Raw genomic sequence first — 17077 nt, forward strand, 5'->3', positions numbered from 1 at the left:
TTGGCCGCAATCCAGTGCCGATGCATCGGCGGGGTTGAAAGTAATGCAATATTGCACTAGATAGTGCGACATTGCATTAAAGGAGCCTGACATGCCCGACCTGTCCCGCCGCAAGACCCTCGCCCTGATCGGGGGCGGCACGATCCTCGCCGCGACCGGCGGCCTCGCCACCTTCGCCGCCACCCGAACGCCGCATGCCGCACTCGCGCCTTGGGACGCGGCCGGGACCTACGCCGATCCGCGGATGCGGGCGCTGAGCTATGCGCTGCTGGCGCCCAACCCGCATAATCGCCAACCGTGGGAAGCCGAACTGACGGGGACGGATGGCATCGCGATCTGGCGCGACCCGGCGCGCGACCTGCCGGTCACCGACCCCCATGCCCGCCAGCTGACCATCGGCATGGGCTGCTTTCTCGAACTCTGCCGCATGGCCGCCGCCGAGGAGGGCTACGCGACCGACACCGTGCTCTTCCCCGAGGGCGAGGACGGGCCGGTCGCCCGGCTCACCCTGACCGAAGGCGGCACGCCTGACCCCCTCTTTGCCCACGTCATGGCGCGCCGCTCGCACAAGGAGGCGTTCGACCCCCGGCCCGTCGGCCCCGAAGCCTCGGTCCTCGCCGAACATGCGGACCTCCATCTCGTCGGCGAAACGCGCGACGCGATTCGCACCATCGCCCATGATGCCTGGATGGCCGAGGTCTCGACCCCCGCCGCCCTGAAGGAGAGCATCGACCTGCTGCGCATCGGGCGGGCCGAGATCGAGGCCAATCCCGACGGCATCGACCTCGGTGGCCCCATGATGGAAGGGCTCGCCCGCGTGGGCCTCCTGACGCGCGAGGCGGCGATGGATCTCGACAACCCCGGCACCCGTGCCAATGTCGAGGCCACGGCCGCGGCGATCCTCGGTGCGCCGGGCATGGTCGTGCAGACCACCGCAACCAACACGCGCGCCGACCAGATCGAGGTCGGGCGCCGCTGGCTGCGCCTCAACCTCGCGGCAACCGGGGCCGGTCTGGCCCTCCGGCCCGTGAGCCAGGCGCTGCAGGAATATCCCGAGATGGCCGCGCATTTCGACGCCATTCACGCGATCGCCGCCCCCGACGGCGGCACGGTTCAAATGCTGGGTCTGCTGGGCTATGCCGAGCCTACGCCGCGCACGCCGCGCTGGCCGCTGGACACCCGCATGAGGGCCTGATGGACGAGCCGCCGACCGAGACTGACGACCCGCGACGCGTGTTCGCGATCTTCAACGAGATCGGCATCATCGCGCAACTCAGCCGGGCCCTGTTCGAGGCCCGGCTGCCTGACGGCGTCCTGCTGCCGCATTTCACGCTGGTCAATCACCTCGTCCGGGTGCGGGACGGACAGACGCCGCTGGCCATGGCGCGGGCGTTCCAGCTTCCGAAGACGACGGTGTCGCACATGGTCTCGGTCGCCGTCCGACACGGCTGGGTCGAGCTGCGTCCGAACCCCGATGACGGCCGCTCCAAGCGCGTCTGGCTGACCGATGCGGGCCGCGCCTTTCGCGACAAGGCCATCGCCGACCTGATGCCCGAGTTGACCGAGGTCGGTGCCGCGCTGAAGCCGCAGGCGCAGGAGAACCTGCTGCGCCACCTGACAGGCCTGCGCATCTTCCTCGACGCTCAGCGCGATCCACCGAACGGGTCCGACGGGTAGCGCACGCCCGTCAGGACCAGCCCGTCCGGCGGCGCCACCGGCCCGCAGGTCGCGCGGTCCCGCGCCGCCAGCGCCTCGGCCACCCGCGCGGGCGTCCAGGCCCCGGCGCCGACCCGCTCCAGCGTGCCCGCGATCGACCGGACCTGGTTGTGCAGGAACGACCGCGCCCTCAGATGCAGCCGAATGTCCTGCCCGCCCGGATAGGGGCGCGCCTCGACCGTGATCTCGTCCAGCGTCTTGACCGGCGACTTAGCCTGGCAGATCGATGCCCGGAACGTCGTGAAGTCGTGCTGGCCCAGCAAATGCGCCGCCCCGGCCTGCATCGCCTCGGGGTCGAGCGGCCCGATCACCCGCCAGGCTTGGCCCGCGTCGAGGGTCAGCGGTGCGCGGCGGGCGATGATGCGGAAGGTATAGCGCCGCTCGACCGCATCGAAGCGCGCGTGCCAGTCGTCCGCGACCCGCGCACAGGCGGTCACCGCGACCGGCGCGGGCTTCAGGTGCCAGTTGACGGCTTCCGACAGACGAAACGGCTCCCAGTCGCGCGCCAGGTCCGTATGGGCGATCTGTCCCGTCGCGTGGACACCTGCATCGGTCCGGCCCGCAGCCGCGATCGATTCCATGTCCGGCTCAAGCGCCCTTAGCGCCTCCTCCAGCGTCTGCTGGACCGAAGCCGGGCCGTCCTGGCGCTGCCACCCGGCAAACGGGCGGCCATCATATTCGACGCGGAGGGCATAGCGGGGCATGGGCGGCGCTTACCGCGCGGCGGCGGAGGGGGCCAGCCCCGACCCGGCGGGCCCCGCTCGCCGGACCCCGCCACCCATCGCCGCGCTTTCCCTTGGGCGCCGCGCCGCCTATCTGGTGCGGGAACGGGGGGCGCGCGATGGTGATCGGACGGCTGGCGGATGCGGTGACGCGCGGCGTGGGGGACATGGCGGCCTCGGTCACGGACGTGTTCGATCCGACGATCCGGCTGGGCGTCACGGGGCTCAGCCGCGCGGGCAAGACCGTCTTCATCACTTCGCTGGTGGCCAACCTGATCGACCGGGGCCGGATGCCCGGTTTCGCCGCCGGTGCGCGGATCGAGACGGCGTTCCTCCAGCCGCAGCCCGACGACACCGTGCCGCGCTTCGATTACGAGGCGCATCTCGCCGACCTGACCGCGCGCGACCCCCGCTGGCCCGACGGCACGCGCGCCGTCTCCGAACTGCGCCTCTCGCTCAAGGTACGGCCCGCGGGGCTCCTGTCGGGGATGCGCGGCGTGCGGACCGTGCATCTCGATATCGTGGATTATCCCGGCGAATGGCTCCTCGATCTCGGCCTGATGGAGAAATCCTACGACGACTGGTCCGCCCGTGCGCTGGCCCGGCTGTCGGAATGGGGCGCTACGGATTACGCAACCACAATGGAGGCGGCCGATGGCACCGCCAAGCTCGACGAGCCAGTCGCCCAGTCGCTCGCCCGCGCCTACACCGCCGCGCTGCAGGCGGCGCGCGCCGCCGGGGCCTATGACCTTACGCCGGGGCGGTTCCTTCTGCCGGGCGAACTCGAAGGTTCGCCCGTGCTGACCTTCGCGCCGCTGCCGCCGGGCGAGGCGCCCCGTGGCTCGCTCCGCCGCGAGATGGAGCGCCGCTTCGAGGCCTACAAGCGGCAGGTCGTCGAGCCCTTCTTCCGCGATCATTTCGCCCGGCTCGACCGGCAGATCGTGCTGCTCGACGTCCTCGGCGCGATCCGTCGCGGCCCCCGCGCGGTCGAGGAGATGCGCGCCGCGATGGCGGACCTGCTTGCGGCGTTCAAGCCCGGCGCGCTGGGCTGGCTGATGCAGCTGCTGGGCGCGCGGCGCGTCGACCGCGTGCTCTTCGCTGCGACCAAGGCCGACCACCTGCACCACGCGCAGCACGCCAAGCTGACCGCCATCCTCGAGGCGATGGTACGCGAAGCCCGGTCGCGCGCCGATTTCGCCGGGGCGCAGACCCGCGCGATGTCGATGGCCGCGCTGCGCGCCACCGTCGAGGAGGTGCGCGAGCATAACGGCACGACGCTTCAGGTCGTGCGCGGACGTCTTCTTCAGCCCGACGGGACCGCCGGCCGGTCCGCCGCGCTCTATCCCGGTGCGTTGCCCGACGATCCCGCGCATCTGCTGACGCCCGCGCGCGCCGGGGCGGAGGCCTGGCTCGACGGCGAGTACGATCTGATGGATTTCGCACCCGCGCCCCTGACGCTGCGGCCGGGCGAAGGGCCGCCCCATATCCGGCTGGACCGCGCAGCGGAATTCCTGTTGGGCGACCGGCTCTGACGCCCGCCCGGACGGCGTGGGATTGCATCGGGGCCGGGGGGGCATAGGTTCGGGGGCGACCCTGATGCGAGACGCCGATGCCCGCCGACCCGAGCCCCCGCCGCGGGGCGATCCTTTACGACGATGTTCCGGGTGCCGCGGCACCCGATCCCGCCGCCGCGCCCCCGGTCCCCGAACCGGAGGTGGCACCGCCCCCCTCGGGCCGCGCGATGCAGACGGTCGCGGTGCTCGCCGCGCGCCGCGGACGCTCGCTGGCGGGCTGGTTCTGGGCGACGCTCGGCGCGCTCCTGACCTTCGCGATCTCGGTGGCGGCGTGGAACTTCGTGACCGGCCTGATCGAGACGCGGCCCCTGCTGGGCCTCGTCGCGCTGGCGCTGACCGGTGCCTTCGTCCTCGTCTGCCTCGTCATAGCACTCCGCGAGATCGTGGCGCTCTCGCGGCTCGGCCGGATCGACAGCTTCCGGCACGACGCCGTGGCCGCCGCCGCCGATCTGGGTGCGGCGCGCGCCCTCTCGACCCGGCTGTCGGGCTTCTATGCCGGGCGCCCCGACACGCGCTGGGGGCGCGAGGAACTGGCGGCGCGCGCCGACGACCTCTTCGACGCGGACGCGGTGATGGCCCTGACCGAGGAAAAGCTTCTCGCGCCGCTCGACGCCGCGGCCACCCGCGAGGTCGAGGCCGCCGCCCGGCAGGTCGCGCTGGTGACAGCGATCGTGCCACTCGCCCTGGCCGACGTGGTCGCGGCGCTGACCTCGAACCTGCGGATGATCCGCCGCATCGCGCTGATCTATGGCGGGCGAGGCGGCACGCTGGGGTCGTGGCGCCTCGCGCGGACGGTGCTGACGCATCTGGCGGCGACAGGCGCGGTCGCCGTGGGCGACGACCTGATCCATTCGGTCGCGGGGGGCGGCGTACTGGCCAAGCTCAGCCGCCGCTTCGGCGAGGGGCTCGTCAACGGCGCCCTCACGGCGCGGGTCGGTGTCGCCGCGATGGAAGTCTGCCGCCCGCTGCCCTTCACCCATGCCCGCCCGCCCCGGATCACCGCCGTGGTGCAGCGCGCGCTGACCGGCCTGTTCGGCCAATCGGAGACCTGACGATGGAAAGCCTCGCACAAGACCTCGAGACGATGATCCGGACCCCGCTGCATGACGACCACGTCGCGCGGATGCGGGAGATCGGGCACGAGACTGTCTTCCACGCCGGCGACGCCGTGCAGGAGATCGGCGAGGTCGTGGATCGCTTCGTCTATGTGCTCGACGGCGAGATCGAGGCGATCGATCCCATAACGGGCGAGCGCTACGGCAACGCGTCGCTCGGGCCGTCGCAGTTCTTCGGCGACATCACCTTCCTGCACGGCGGGCGCGCGACGCTGGGCGCGCGTGCGGCGCAGGACACCAAGGCACTGGTCGTGGACCGGGTCGAGATGCTGCAGCTGATGTCCGAGATCCCCGAGATGAGCGACATCGTCATCACCGTCTTCGCCGCACGCCGCCGCCGCCAGATCGAGAAGGAGGGCGGCAGCCTGACGCTGATCGGCATGGATCGCGACCGCCACATCCGCGCCATCAGGGCCTTCGCGGCGCGCAACCGCATCCCCTATCGCACGCTGGACCTCGACGATGGCGAGGCGGGCGAGATCGCGAAGTCCTGTTCGCTAGCGCCCAAGGAACCAGCGGTCGTGTTCGGCCGCGATCAGGTGATCGACGATCCGACACCCCGCAAGATCGCGCAGCTCTTCGGTCTCGACCTCGATCTCGATGCCGACGAGGTCCATGACGTCCTGATCGTCGGCGGCGGGCCGGGCGGGATTGCGGCGGCGGTCTACGCGGGCGCCGAGGGTCTGTCGGCGCTCGTGGTCGAGGACGCGACGATCGGCGGGCAGGCGGGCACGTCCAGCCGGATCGAGAACTACATGGGCTTTCCGACCGGCATTTCGGGCGCGGACCTCTGCTGGCGGGGCGAGGTGCAGGCGATGAAGTTCGGCGCGCGCTTCGCGGTGCCCCGGCGCGCGTCGAGCCTCGCGCCGCAGCCCGGCGGCGGGTTCTGCGTGACACTGGATGACGGAACCGAGACCTGCGCGCGCGCCGTGGTCATTGCGACCGGTGTGCAATACCGCCGCCTGCCACTCGACCGGCTGGAGGAGCTCGAGGGCGCGGGCATCTATTACGCGGCCACCGATGTCGAGGCGCGGTTCTGCCGGGGCACGAACGCGGTGATCGTCGGCGGCGGCAATTCGGCGGGGCAGGCGGCCATGTTCCTGTCGCGCTATGCGTGCTGCGTGCATCTTCTGGTGCGCGGCGACAGCCTGGCCGACAGCATGTCGAGCTATCTTTCGGGCCGTCTCGAGGCCGATCCGGGCATCCGGATCCGCTACAACAGCGAGATCGCCGAGCTCGAGGGCGACAGCAAGCTGACCGGTCTGCGCTTGAAAGGCAGCGGGGTCGAGGATGGCGATGACCGCATCGACAGCGCCGCCTGTTTCATCATGGTCGGGGCCGCGCCCAACACTGATTGGCTGGCGGGCCAGGTCGAGGTCGACGGCAAGGGCTTCGTGCTGACCGGCGACGCGGTCGGCCGCGACAGCCCCTATGCCACCTCGGCCGAGGGGATCTTCGCGGTGGGCGACGTGCGGGCCGGGTCGGTCAAGCGCGTCGCCAGCTCCGTCGGCGAAGGGTCGGTCGTGATCTCGCGCGTGTGGGACCACGTCAACCGCGTGCGCGAGGACGAGGCCGCCTCCGACGCCGCCTGACGGCCGCGCGTCACTGCGATGGGTAGGACGCGCGCGCGGCGCGGCGGCGCAGGCGGCGGATCGGATCGTCGGGCTGCGGCAGGCAGAGCGGCGTCAGCACGATCACGGCCGTTCCGAGAAACGCGAGGGCGAGGGACAGTGTCATGGCAGGGCTCCTTCGCCCGCCATGCTGCGCCTGAGGCATGAAGATTGCGTTAAGCCGCGCCCGCTTGCCCCCCGGACCGGCGCCCGCCTATAAGGCCCGCGACATGACGGACCGCGCGCGGATCATACGAATTAGTCCCCCGGCGCCCTGAACTTCGGGGCGGCCGGGCCAAGGGTGCCGCGCGCGCGCACCGATCTTCATGCAATTCCGATCCGAAGGACGCCTCCGATGAGCGCCGAGACCCCCGCCACGCCCGACTACAAGTCGACGCTGAACCTGCCCCAGACCGAGTTTCCGATGCGCGCGGGCCTGCCCAAGCGCGAGCCGGGCTGGCTGGAGCGCTGGGCCCGGATCGGCATCTACGACCGCTTGCGCGAGCGTGCCGAGGGCCGGGAGCCGTTTACGCTGCATGACGGCCCGCCCTATGCCAACGGCAACCTCCATATCGGCCACGCGCTCAACAAGACGCTCAAGGACATGGTCGTCCGCTCGCGGCAGATGATGGGCCACGATGCCCGCTACGTGCCCGGCTGGGACTGTCACGGCCTGCCGATCGAGTGGAAGATCGAGGAGAAGTACCGCCAGAAGGGCCGCGACAAAGATGCCGTCGACCTGGTCGAGTTCCGGCAGGAATGCCGCGAGTTCGCCGCCGGTTGGGTCGACGTGCAGCGCGACGAGTTCAAGCGCCTCGGCATCACCGGCAACTGGGCCGATCCGTACCTGACGATGGACTACCACGCCGAAGCCGTGATCGCCGCCGAGTTCCAGACCTTCCTCGCCAATGGCCTCGTCTACCAGGGCTCGAAGCCCGTGATGTGGTCGCCGGTGGAGAAGACCGCGCTGGCCGAGGCCGAGGTGGAGTACCATGACCGTCAGACCGATGCGATCTGGGTGAAGTTTCCTGTGGTTGGCGGTTACGCCACGGATTGCAAATCCGCTCACGTCGTCATCTGGACCACCACCCCGTGGACCATCCCCCAGAACCGCGCGATCTGCTTCGGGCCGGGCATCGCCTACGGCCTCTACGAGGTCACCGGCACGCCGGAGGAAAGCTGGGCCAAGACCGGCGACCGCTACCTGATCGCGGACGCGCTGGCCGAGGCGACGCTGACCGCCGCGCGGCTCGACACGGACATGTGGACGAAGCTGCGCGACGTCACGCCGGACGAGCTGTCCGCCCTGACCTGCGCCCACCCCCTCCGCGGTGCCGAGGGTGCGGAGGCCGAATGGGACTACGACGTCCCGCTCTTTCCCGGCGATCACGTGACCGACGATGCGGGCACGGGCTTCGTGCATACCGCGCCCAGCCACGGCGACGACGACTACCAGATCGGGGTGAAGCACGGCCTCGCCATGACCCACAATATCGAGGCCGATGGCAGCTTCCGCGCGGACCTGCCGATCTTCGGCGGCGAGGCGATCCTGAGCGCCAACGGCAAGAAGCCCGGCGGCGCCAACAAGGCCGTCATCGCGGCGCTTCAGGCCGCCGAGGCGCTGCTGGCCCGCGCGCGCATCACCATCTCGGACGCGCATAGCTGGCGCTCCAAGGCGCCCGTCATCCGCCTCAACCGCCCGCAATGGTTCGCCGCCATCGACCGGGCCGTGGGCGATGGACAGGATACCTATGGCGAGACGGTGCGCGCCCGCGCCCTGACCTCCATCGACCAGCTCGTCGAATGGACGCCGAAGACTGGGCGCAACCGCCTCTATTCCATGATCGAGAACCGCCCCGACTGGGTGCTGTCGCGCCAGCGTGCCTGGGGTGTGCCGCTGACCTGCTTCACCAAGGTGGGTGCCAAGGCGGACGACCCGGATTTCCTGTTGCAGGACCCGGCGGTCAACGCGCGCATCATCGCGGCCTTCGAGGCCGAGGGCGCGGACGCGTGGTATCGGGCGGACGCCAAGGCGCGCTTCCTCGGCGACGACTACGATCCCGAGGCGTGGAACAAGGTCGACGACATCCTCGACGTCTGGTTCGATTCCGGCTCGACCCACGCCTTCGTGCTGCGCGACCGCCCCGACGGCACCGAGGACGGCATCGCCGACGTCTATCTCGAAGGGACCGACCAGCATCGCGGCTGGTTCCATTCCTCGATGCTGCAGGCCTGCGGAACGAAGGGGCGTGCGCCCTACCGCGCCGTCGTCACGCACGGCTTCACCATGGACGAGAAGGGCATGAAGATGTCCAAGTCCATCGGCAACACCATCGCGCCGCAAGATATCGTGGACCAGTACGGCGCCGATATCCTGCGGCTCTGGGTGGCGACGGTGGACTACACCGCCGATCACCGGATCGGGCCTGAGATCCTCAAGGGCGTGGCCGACAGCTACCGCCGGCTGCGCAACACGCTGCGCTTCATGCTGGGATCGATCACCGAGGATGCGCCCGCCGATCCGCTGGAGATGCCCGAGCTGGAGCGCTTCGTGCTGCATCGCCTGTCCGAGTTGGACGATCAGGTGCGTGCCGCCTACGCCCGCTACGACTTCGCCGCCGCGTTCCAGGCGATCTTCCAGTTTGCGACGATCGACCTCTCGGCCTTCTATTTCGACATCCGCAAGGACGCGCTCTATTGCGATGGCGACACGCTGCGCCGCCGCTCGGCGCGCACGGTCCTGCGCCTCCTGCACGAGCGGATGACGACCTGGCTGGCCCCGATCCTGCCCTTCACGATGGAGGAGGTCTGGCTCGAGGTGCATCCCGGCGAGGACAGCTCGGTGCACCTGCAGGACTTCCCCGCGCCGCGTCCCGGCTGGCGTGACGACGCGCTGGCCGCCAAGTGGTCGCGCATCCGCGCCGTCCGCCGCGCGGTCACGGGCGCGCTCGAGGTGCAGCGCCGCGACAAGGTCATCGGCTCCTCGCTGGAGGCCGCGCCCTTCGTGCATGTCGACGCGGAGACGGCGGCGCTGCTGGAGGATGTGCCCTTCGACGATCTCTGCATCGTGTCGGGCATCACGGTCACAACCGACCCCGCGCCCGACACCGCTTTCCGGTCCGAGGACGATGCGAGCGTCGCGGTCGTCTTCGCCCATGCCACGGGCGGCAAGTGCCAGCGCTGCTGGAAGGTGCTGCCGGATGTGGGCCATCACGGCCATGACGGCGTCTGCGGCCGCTGCGATCAGGCGCTCGGATAGGGATGGCGATCCCGGCCCCCGCGCACGCGCCGCTGCTCTACCGCCCGTTCGATCCGGACGGGCGGATCGATGCGCCGAACCGGTTTCTGAAATCGGCCATGAGCGAGGTCATGGCCGAGCAGGGCGTCCACCTTCCGACCCCTGCTCATGAAACGGTCTATCGCCGCTGGGCCGCGGGCGGCACGGGCATCATCGTCACGGGCAACGTGATGATCGACCGCCGCGCCATGGGCGAGCCGGGCAATGTCGTGCTGGAAGATGACCACGGGCTCGATCGCTTCCGGGCCTGGGCCGCGGCCGTCCATGACGGCAATTCCGATGCGCGCGTCTGGATGCAGCTCAACCATCCGGGCAAGCAGAGCCCCAAGTTCCTCTCGCCCGAGCCCGTGGCGCCCAGTGCCGTGCCGCTGGGTCATGGGCTCGACCGCAGCTTCGCCACGCCCCGCGCGCTGACGGATGCGGAGATCCGCGCGATCGTGGCCCGGTTCGCCCGCGCCGCCGCGCTGGCCGTCCGCGCGGGCTTCGACGGCGTGCAGATACACGCGGCCCATGGTTATCTCGTCGGCCAGTTTCTCTCGCCGCATCACAACCGCCGCGACGATGACTGGGGCGGATCGCCCGAAAACCGTCGGCGCTTCGCGCTGGAGATCCTGCGCGCGATCCGCACGGCCGTCGGCCCTGACGTGCCCGTGTCAATCAAGATGAACAGCGCCGATTTCCAGACCGGCGGCTTCGGCGGCGACGAGGCCTTCGAGCTGATCGAGGCGCTGAGCGCCGAGGGCATCGACCTGATCGAGATCTCCGGCGGCACCTACGAGGCGCCCGCGATGGTCGGTGCCAAGCAGAAGACATCCGCGCGCGAGGCGTATTTCCTCGATTTCGCCGCCGAGGCCCGCGCCCGGACGGACGTGCCGCTCGCCGTCACCGGCGGCTTCCGCTCGGTCCGCGCGATGGAGGCGGCTCTGGCTTCGGGCGCCTGCGACATGATCGGGATCGCCCGCGCGCTGACGCTGGACCCCGAACTGCCGCTGAATGCCGCGACCGATCCCGATTACGTCCGCGATGTCGGACGGCCCAGCACGGGGGTCCGGGGGATCGACCGGATGCTGATGCTGGCCCTGACCTGGTACGAAACCCAGATCCGCCGGATGGGGCAGGGGCGCGATCCCGATCCGAACCTGACCGCCTGGCGCACGGTTTGGGACAACCTCGTCGCGATGGGTCGCGCGGGCTTTCGGACGCGGCGCGGCTGAGCGGCATGGCCCGCCCCGTGCCCACCGACACCGCCATCGCCGCCGAGATCACGCGCCAGACCGCCGCCCGCGCGCCGAAGACCATCTGCCCCTCCGAAGTCGCCCGCGCCCTGGCCGAGGACTGGCGCCCCCTGATGCCGCGCGTCCGGGCCGTCGCCGGGACCATGCCGGAGGTCGTCGCGACCCAGCGCGGCGACCCGGTCGATCCCGTCACCGCGCGGGGCGCGATCCGGCTGGCGTGGAAACCACGGCCCGACCCGTCCGCGTGACCGTCTCAAGGCCGCGACGCGATGGGGGCGTCCGCCAACGCGAACGCCCGGCGCGCCGTCAGAATTCCACGCCGGCCTGTGCTTTCACGCCCGAGCGGAACGGGTGCTTCACCAGCTCCATCTCTGTCACCAGATCGGCCAGCTCGATCAGCTCGTCCTTGGCGTTGCGGCCCGTGCAGACAACGTGGGTCATCGGCGGTTTCTCGTCGCGCAGGAACGCGACCACCTCGGCCACGTCGACGTAGTCGTAGCGCAGCGCGATGTTGATCTCATCGAGCAGCACCATGCGGTTGCCCGGGTCGGAGATCAGCTCCTTGGCCTTGGCCCAGGCTGCCTGCGCCATCTCGATGTCGCGCGACTTGTCCTGCGTCTCCCAAGTGAAGCCCTCGCCCATTGTGTGGAACTCGCAGAGCTCGCTGAAATGGGTGGTGATGAGGTCGCGCTCGCCTGTCCCCATGCCGCCCTTGATGAACTGGACGACGGCGCATGGCATCTCGTGGGCGATGCAGCGGAAAATCATCCCGAAGGCACTGGACGACTTGCCCTTGCCCTTGCCGGTATGGACGATCACGAGGCCCTTTTCGTCGGTCTTGGTGGCCATGATCTTGTCGCGCGCGGTCTTCTTCTTGGCCATCTTCTGGTTGTGGCGCGCGGTGTCGTCGGGGGTCTCGTCGGCCATGTCGGGCCTCCTGGTCTGGGTCGGCGGCGACGTTCCATCGCGGGGCGCGCGGGGTCAAGCGACGTTAAGTCTTCGTTAAGCACACCGCGTGCTTCCTCCGGGCAATGCGAATCGTTATTCTCACCGGACTCCTCCTCGCGCTGGCCGCCTGCAACGGGGCCCACCCGCTCGATGGTCTCGACCGCTCGGGCACGGCCAGCGCGGGGGGGCACGACTTTCGCGTCAACTGGAACCTGACGACCGCGCAGGCCACGCGCACGAACCCGACCTGGCGGCCGGAGGTGGCGGCGGTGGCGGCGGCGGCGGTGCAGGCGACCGAGGCCGCGACCGGCTGCCGGGTCAAGCCGGGCTCGGTCACGGGTGACATCGCGCTGATGAATATGGGGCTCGATTGCACGGGCCGGTGACGGCCGTCGACAGACGCTGCGTGACAAGCCTGCGCCCGGACCTGTAGGTCGGAGGGCATGAAGAAAGTTCCCAAGCCGACCACCGATGACGACCTGATCGCGGCGTTCCTGAAGAAGGGTGGCAAGATCAGCGTCGGCAAGACAAAGCCGCCCAAGCCCGAGCTGGGGCTGAGCAACAACCAGTGGAACAACAAGCTGACCCGCGACGAGAAGGCCGCGCGCGACAAGGGCTGAGCGGCGGCGCTAGCGGTATTCGGCCGCGGCGATGAACTCCGAGAAGGCCTCGCACCAGACCAGAACGGTCGTATAGGCGTCGAGGTCGATATCGGCCGGAAGGTCGAGCGCGAAGCCCTCGAAGGTTTTCACAGGGCCCACCACGACGCTTTGGGCCTTGAGCGGCGCGAACTCGTCCTCGTGCTCGACGAATTCCGGCACCAGGTACACCATGTAATCCGGCCCTGGCGCGAGGCGCCCTTCATGCACGATCCCGCCCGGGCCGAGGCTGACCGTACCCTCGCCCCAATGCAGAAGGTCGTGCCCGCGCAGGTCCTGCGCGAAGGACGCGGTGTAGCGCGCGTCCTGTGCCATCGCGCTGAGCGTGGCGGCGTCGGGCGAGGGCGGAGCGGTCAGGATCGGCAGGAAGTATATGCCCAGCCCAAAGCCCAGCCCGAGGGCCACGGAATGGGTCGCGATCCGCCTGAACCAACGCATCATCGCGCCGAACTCCCGTCGATCATCCGCGTCTCAGTCAACCACGATGACCGGCACTTGGATAGTCGCCGCCGCGCCCGAACCGCTCCACGAGGCCGCGGACCGAGTTCGACCGGGGCGTCCAGAGCCCGCGCGCGATGGCCTCGGCCAGCCGGTCCGCGATATCGGCCAGCGCGGCCGCATTGGCCTCGGCGATGAAGTCCCGCGTCGCGTCATCCGCCAGCACGGCATCGGCCACGAGGTCGAAATGGTGGTTCTTCACCGCGCCCGTCGTCGCCGCGAAGGCAAAAAGGTAATCGACCGTCGCCGCGATCTCGAACGCGCCCTTGTAGCCGTGGCGCTTCACCCCCTCGATCCACTTGGGGTTCACCACGCGGGACCGAACCACCCGGCCGATCTCCTCGTCGAGGGTGCGGATGACGGGGCGCTCGGGCCGCGAGTGATCGTTGTGATAGATTGTGGGCGCCGCGCCCCGGATCGCCTTGATCGCCGCAGCGGCCCCGCCCTCGAACTGGTAGTAGTCGTCGCTGTCCAGCAGGTCGTGCTCGCGGTTGTCTTGGTTCTGGACGACGGCCTCGACCTGTCCCAGCCGGGCGCGAAGGCCATCGTGATCGGCGCTGCCTTCGCCCTGTCCGTAGGCGTAGCCGCCCCATTCCAGATAGGCCGCGCCCAGATCGGCGGCCTCCGTCCAGATCCGTTCGTCGATCAAGGCTTGCAGCCCCGCGCCGTAGGCGCCCGGCTTCGAGCCATAGACCCGCGCCAGCCCTTCGCCCGCCCGCGCGCGGGCGGCGGCGGGATTGGCGTCCTCGGGCTCGTCCAGCGCCTGCACCGCGCGGGCGGCGGCATCGACCAGCGCCATCTGCTGCGGGAACGCGTCGCGGAAAAACCCGGACACCCGCAGCGTCACGTCCACGCGGGGCCGGCCGAGCGCGGTGTGGGGGATGATCTCGTAGCCGGTCACGCGCCGGTTCGCCGCGGCCCACCGGGGCTTCACCCCCATCAGGGCCAGCGCCTGCGCGATGTCGTCACCGCCCGTGCGCATGTTGGCGGTGCCCCAAGCCGTCAGCAGCATCGTGCGCGGCCAGTCGCCATGGTCCTGCAAATGCCGCTCGACGAGGAGCGAGGCCGACTTCCAGCCCAGCTTCCACGCGGTCGGCGTCGGCACGGCGCGGCTGTCGACCGAGTAGAAATTGCGGCCCGTCGGCAGCACGTCGGGCCGCCCGCGGGTGGGGGCGCCGGATGGCGCCGGGGCGACGAATTGGCCTGAAAGGCCGGTGAGGAGACCCTCTCCCTCGGCTGGCCCGCACGCATCGAGCGTCGCGCGGAGCGTCTCCGCGGCGGCCAGGACGGCGGTGGTCGCGGGGCCGGGGGCGCGGGCCTCGCCCGCCAGAAGGGCCGCGGACAGCGCCTCGATCCGCTCGACCGTATCGCCCGCGCTCCGCCACGTCGCCTCGCCCGCCAGCGCCGCGGGGCGCGGCCCGTCCCACGGCGCCGCCATCTCGCAATCGAGCGGGTCGAACCCGAGCGCCAGATCGACGGCGATGGCGCGGGGCAGCGACGCCTCCGCGCCCGTTCCGTCCCCGCGCGGCAGCCGAAGGAGCGCCTGCAGCAGGTCGTCGCGCAGCCGGCCCTCGGGCGACTGGCCGAAGACATGCAGCCCGTCGCGGATCTGCGCCTCCTTCAGCTCGCAGAGATAGGCGTCCAGCTTCGCCAGATCGTCCGACCCGTCCATGCCCGCATCCACGTCCAGCCCGGTGACCCGCGCCAGCGACAGGATCTCGCCGCGCAGATGATCGATGCGGCGCGGGTCCACGTTGGCCGCCTCGTAATACTCGTCCACCAGCGCCTCGAGGTCGCGGAGCGGGCCATAGGTCTCGGCGCGGGTCAGGGGCGGCGTCAGATGGTCGATGATCACGGCCTGGGCCCGGCGCTTGGCCTGCGTGCCTTCGCCGGGGTCGTTGACGATGAACGGGTAGAGATGGGGCAGGGGGCCGAGCGCGATCTCGGGCCAGTCGTCCTCGGCCAACGCCAGCGCGCGGCCCGGAAGCCATTCCAGATTGCCGTGCTTGCCCATATGGACGATGGCATCCGTCCCCCAGCGCCGCAGCCACGCGTAGAAGGCAAGGTAGTTGTGCGGCGGCACGAGGTCGGGCGAATGATAGCTGTCGGTCGGGTCGACGTTGTAGCCGCGTGCGGGTTGCAGGCCGACGATGGCGTTCCCGAAGCGGTGGATCGAGAGGGCGAAGGCGCCATCCTCCACGAAAGGATCGTCCTCGGGCGGACCCCAGCGCGCCTCGACCTGCTGGCGGGCGGCAAGGGGCAGGGCCTCGTAGACCGTGCGGTAATCGTCCAGGGACAGCCGCTCGCCCCCGGTCTTCTCGGCCCGGTCGGTCAGCCAGTTGGTCGGCCCAGCCAGAAGGCGCGCCATCAGGTCGGCGCTGTTCGCGGCGATACCCGTGACGCCGTCCCCCGCCGCGGCCAGCAGCCGCAGGACGTGGACGGTCGCGGCGGGCGTGTCGAGGCCCACGCCATTGGCCAGCCGTCCGTCGCGGTTCGGATAGTTCGCGAGGATCAGCGCCGTGCGCCGGTCGGCGGGCGCGGTGCGGCGCAGACGGCACCAGTTCGCCACCAGTTCCGCCACGAAGGCGATCCGGCCGCCTTCGGCCTTCCAGGTGGCGATGGGGCACTCGGTGGCCTCGTCGTAGAACGCCTCGCCCTTGAAGCCGATCGCGCGGGTCAGGACGCGCCCGTCGAGTTCGGGCAGCGCGACGTTCATCGCGATGTCTCTTGCCGAGAGGCCGGAGGTGCCCTCGCGCCACGCTTCCTCGGTCCCCGAGGACAGCACGGCCTGGAAGACGGGTGCGGCGTTGGCGGAGTAGGCGGTCAGCGGGTTCGCGGTCGCGTCGCCCACCGCGAAGGAGGTGAGGTTCAGGATCGCCGAGGGCGGCGCCTCGGTCATCACTGCGTCCAACGTCGCCGCCGAGACCGGATCCTTCAGCGAAGCGACGAAGACCGGAAGCGGCGCCAGTCCCTGCCGCAACAGCGCCTTCACCATCCGATTGACCGGGTTCAGCCCCGCCCCCTGCAACAATGCGCGGTAGAAGACGACCGGCACGACAGGCGCATCCGGTGGCCAGTCGGCGCGCAGATCGTCGAGGGTCGGGGCCGCGGCCCCCGGCCAATAGAGCCCTGCGCGCAGCAGCGGCGCCGCGGCCGCGGGGCGCGCCTCGTCGCGGATCATGGCGCGGGCATGGGCCAGGAAGGTCGCGGCATTGGCGGGGCCGCCCTCGACCAGCGCGGACCAGAGCGCGTCGTAATCCGCCGGTGCGACGGTCGAAAGGCCGCGCAGCTCGGCATCGGGCTTGTCGTCGCCCGGCAGCAGCGCCAGCGGCACGCCCGCCTCGTGGCAGCGCGCCGCGTATTGCTCGACCCCGTAGCCCCAGTAGCCCCGCCCCCCCAGCACGCGCGCCACGACCAGCTTCGAGCGGGTCGCGCAGGCGTCCAGATGGAGGTCCACCGACATCGGGTGGCGCAGATGCATCAGGCTCGCCAACCGCGTCTCGGGCGGGTCGTCCATGGACGCGCGGGCCTGCGACAGGGCCGCGAGTTCTGTATCGGCGGCCGAGATCACGACAAGCTCGGCCGGGCTCTGGCCCAGATCGACGGGCTCGCCGTCATCCACGGCGCCGGGCTGGGCGGCTAGCAGGTGCATGGGGGCCTCGCGGTCGGTCGGACCGGGTGTGCCGGGGGGCGGGGACGTGC

General features: G+C 70.6%; 15 protein-coding genes. 10 read left to right on the forward strand and 5 right to left on the reverse strand.

Going from position 1 to position 17077, the window contains the following annotated elements:
• Positions 1-91 precede the first annotated feature (91 nt).
• Positions 92-1195: a twin-arginine translocation pathway signal protein gene (locus tag Q0833_RS02555; RefSeq protein ID WP_298429935.1), complete on the forward strand. Its 1104-nt coding sequence runs from the start codon at positions 92-94 to the stop codon at positions 1193-1195.
• Positions 1195-1677, forward strand: a complete 483-nt coding sequence (locus tag Q0833_RS02560) for a MarR family winged helix-turn-helix transcriptional regulator (protein WP_298429937.1) — start codon at positions 1195-1197, stop codon at positions 1675-1677. Before Q0833_RS02555 ends, Q0833_RS02560 begins: the two co-directional genes overlap by 1 nt.
• On the opposite strand, the gene truA is transcribed toward Q0833_RS02560, so the two are convergent.
• Positions 1644-2420, reverse strand: coding sequence for a tRNA pseudouridine(38-40) synthase TruA (gene truA, locus Q0833_RS02565; protein WP_298429939.1), 777 nt, complete (start codon positions 2418-2420; stop codon positions 1644-1646). The genes Q0833_RS02560 and truA overlap by 34 nt on opposite strands.
• A 137-nt stretch (positions 2421-2557) precedes the next feature.
• Between truA and Q0833_RS02570 the strand changes: the two genes are divergently transcribed.
• The 3 genes from Q0833_RS02570 to Q0833_RS02580 all read left to right on the forward strand — a co-directional run bounded on the left by Q0833_RS02570 (position 2558) and on the right by Q0833_RS02580 (position 6719).
• Positions 2558-3970 (forward strand): YcjX family protein, encoded by a 1413-nt coding sequence (locus Q0833_RS02570; RefSeq protein ID WP_298429941.1) that lies wholly within the window; start codon positions 2558-2560, stop codon positions 3968-3970.
• A 77-nt stretch (positions 3971-4047) separates the two neighbouring features.
• On the forward strand, positions 4048-5064 hold the full coding sequence (locus tag Q0833_RS02575) for a YcjF family protein (RefSeq protein ID WP_298429942.1): 1017 nt from the start codon (positions 4048-4050) through the stop codon (positions 5062-5064).
• 2 nt (positions 5065-5066) lie between these two features.
• Positions 5067-6719 carry an FAD-dependent oxidoreductase gene (locus tag Q0833_RS02580; RefSeq protein WP_298429944.1) on the forward strand — a complete coding sequence of 551 codons (1653 nt, stop codon included), beginning with the start codon at positions 5067-5069 and terminating at the stop codon, positions 6717-6719.
• 10 nt (positions 6720-6729) lie between these two features.
• Here Q0833_RS02580 and Q0833_RS02585 read toward each other — a convergent pair whose 3' ends face one another.
• The gene (locus Q0833_RS02585) at positions 6730-6864 is read right to left on the reverse strand and encodes a hypothetical protein (RefSeq protein WP_298429946.1); all 135 of its coding nucleotides are present in this window, start codon (positions 6862-6864) and stop codon (positions 6730-6732) included.
• Positions 6865-7092: 228 nt separating this feature from the next.
• Between Q0833_RS02585 and ileS the strand changes: the two genes are divergently transcribed.
• The 3 genes from ileS to Q0833_RS02600 are packed head-to-tail and all read left to right on the forward strand — an operon-like array spanning position 7093 to position 11518.
• The gene (gene ileS / locus Q0833_RS02590; protein WP_298429948.1) at positions 7093-9996 is read left to right on the forward strand and encodes an isoleucine--tRNA ligase; all 2904 of its coding nucleotides are present in this window, start codon (positions 7093-7095) and stop codon (positions 9994-9996) included.
• A gap of 2 nt (positions 9997-9998) precedes the next feature.
• A complete protein-coding gene (locus Q0833_RS02595) occupies positions 9999-11249 on the forward strand; it encodes an NADH:flavin oxidoreductase/NADH oxidase family protein (RefSeq protein ID WP_298429949.1) in 1251 nt (416 codons plus the stop codon).
• 17 nt (positions 11250-11266) lie between these two features.
• On the forward strand, positions 11267-11518 hold the full coding sequence (locus Q0833_RS02600; protein WP_298429951.1) for a DUF3253 domain-containing protein: 252 nt from the start codon (positions 11267-11269) through the stop codon (positions 11516-11518).
• Positions 11519-11576: 58 nt separating this feature from the next.
• Here the strand turns inward: Q0833_RS02600 and cobO are convergent, their stop codons facing one another.
• A complete protein-coding gene (cobO, locus tag Q0833_RS02605; RefSeq protein WP_298429953.1) occupies positions 11577-12197 on the reverse strand; it encodes a cob(I)yrinic acid a,c-diamide adenosyltransferase in 621 nt (206 codons plus the stop codon).
• Positions 12198-12301: 104 nt separating this feature from the next.
• Between cobO and Q0833_RS02610 the strand changes: the two genes are divergently transcribed.
• Together Q0833_RS02610 and Q0833_RS02615 are read left to right on the forward strand one after the other, a co-directional pair.
• Positions 12302-12604 carry a hypothetical protein gene (locus Q0833_RS02610; RefSeq protein WP_298429955.1) on the forward strand — a complete coding sequence of 101 codons (303 nt, stop codon included), beginning with the start codon at positions 12302-12304 and terminating at the stop codon, positions 12602-12604.
• 57 nt (positions 12605-12661) lie between these two features.
• On the forward strand, positions 12662-12838 hold the full coding sequence (locus Q0833_RS02615; protein ID WP_298429957.1) for a hypothetical protein: 177 nt from the start codon (positions 12662-12664) through the stop codon (positions 12836-12838).
• A 9-nt stretch (positions 12839-12847) separates the two neighbouring features.
• Here Q0833_RS02615 and Q0833_RS02620 read toward each other — a convergent pair whose 3' ends face one another.
• Both Q0833_RS02620 and cobN read right to left on the reverse strand, forming a co-directional pair.
• Entirely contained in the window at positions 12848-13318 is a 471-nt protein-coding gene (locus Q0833_RS02620; protein ID WP_367274932.1) for a DM13 domain-containing protein, read from the reverse strand.
• 34 nt (positions 13319-13352) lie between these two features.
• The gene (gene cobN / locus Q0833_RS02625) at positions 13353-17027 is read right to left on the reverse strand and encodes a cobaltochelatase subunit CobN (protein WP_298429959.1); all 3675 of its coding nucleotides are present in this window, start codon (positions 17025-17027) and stop codon (positions 13353-13355) included.
• Positions 17028-17077: the final 50 nt, after the last annotated feature.

The organism is uncultured Jannaschia sp. (genome assembly GCF_947503795.1).
Taxonomy (GTDB): Bacteria; Pseudomonadota; Alphaproteobacteria; order Rhodobacterales; family Rhodobacteraceae; genus Jannaschia.

Bases quoted from the DNA above. Each gene is read 5' to 3' on its own strand.
- Q0833_RS02555 (WP_298429935.1), top strand. From the start codon at position 92: ATGCCCGACCTGTCCCGCCGCAAGACCCTCGCCCTGATCGGGGGCGGC.
- Q0833_RS02560 (WP_298429937.1), top strand. From the start codon at position 1,195: ATGGACGAGCCGCCGACCGAGACTGACGACCCGCGACGCGTGTTCGCG.
- truA (WP_298429939.1), bottom strand. From the start codon at position 2,420: ATGCCCCGCTATGCCCTCCGCGTCGAATATGATGGCCGCCCGTTTGCC.
- Q0833_RS02570 (WP_298429941.1), top strand. From the start codon at position 2,558: ATGGTGATCGGACGGCTGGCGGATGCGGTGACGCGCGGCGTGGGGGAC.
- Q0833_RS02575 (WP_298429942.1), top strand. From the start codon at position 4,048: ATGCCCGCCGACCCGAGCCCCCGCCGCGGGGCGATCCTTTACGACGAT.
- Q0833_RS02580 (WP_298429944.1), top strand. From the start codon at position 5,067: ATGGAAAGCCTCGCACAAGACCTCGAGACGATGATCCGGACCCCGCTG.
- Q0833_RS02585 (WP_298429946.1), bottom strand. From the start codon at position 6,864: ATGACACTGTCCCTCGCCCTCGCGTTTCTCGGAACGGCCGTGATCGTG.
- ileS (WP_298429948.1), top strand. From the start codon at position 7,093: ATGAGCGCCGAGACCCCCGCCACGCCCGACTACAAGTCGACGCTGAAC.
- Q0833_RS02595 (WP_298429949.1), top strand. From the start codon at position 9,999: ATGGCGATCCCGGCCCCCGCGCACGCGCCGCTGCTCTACCGCCCGTTC.
- cobO (WP_298429953.1), bottom strand. From the start codon at position 12,197: ATGGCCGACGAGACCCCCGACGACACCGCGCGCCACAACCAGAAGATG.
- Q0833_RS02610 (WP_298429955.1), top strand. From the start codon at position 12,302: ATGCGAATCGTTATTCTCACCGGACTCCTCCTCGCGCTGGCCGCCTGC.
- Q0833_RS02615 (WP_298429957.1), top strand. From the start codon at position 12,662: ATGAAGAAAGTTCCCAAGCCGACCACCGATGACGACCTGATCGCGGCG.
- Q0833_RS02620 (WP_367274932.1), bottom strand. From the start codon at position 13,318: ATGATGCGTTGGTTCAGGCGGATCGCGACCCATTCCGTGGCCCTCGGG.
- cobN (WP_298429959.1), bottom strand. From the start codon at position 17,027: ATGCACCTGCTAGCCGCCCAGCCCGGCGCCGTGGATGACGGCGAGCCC.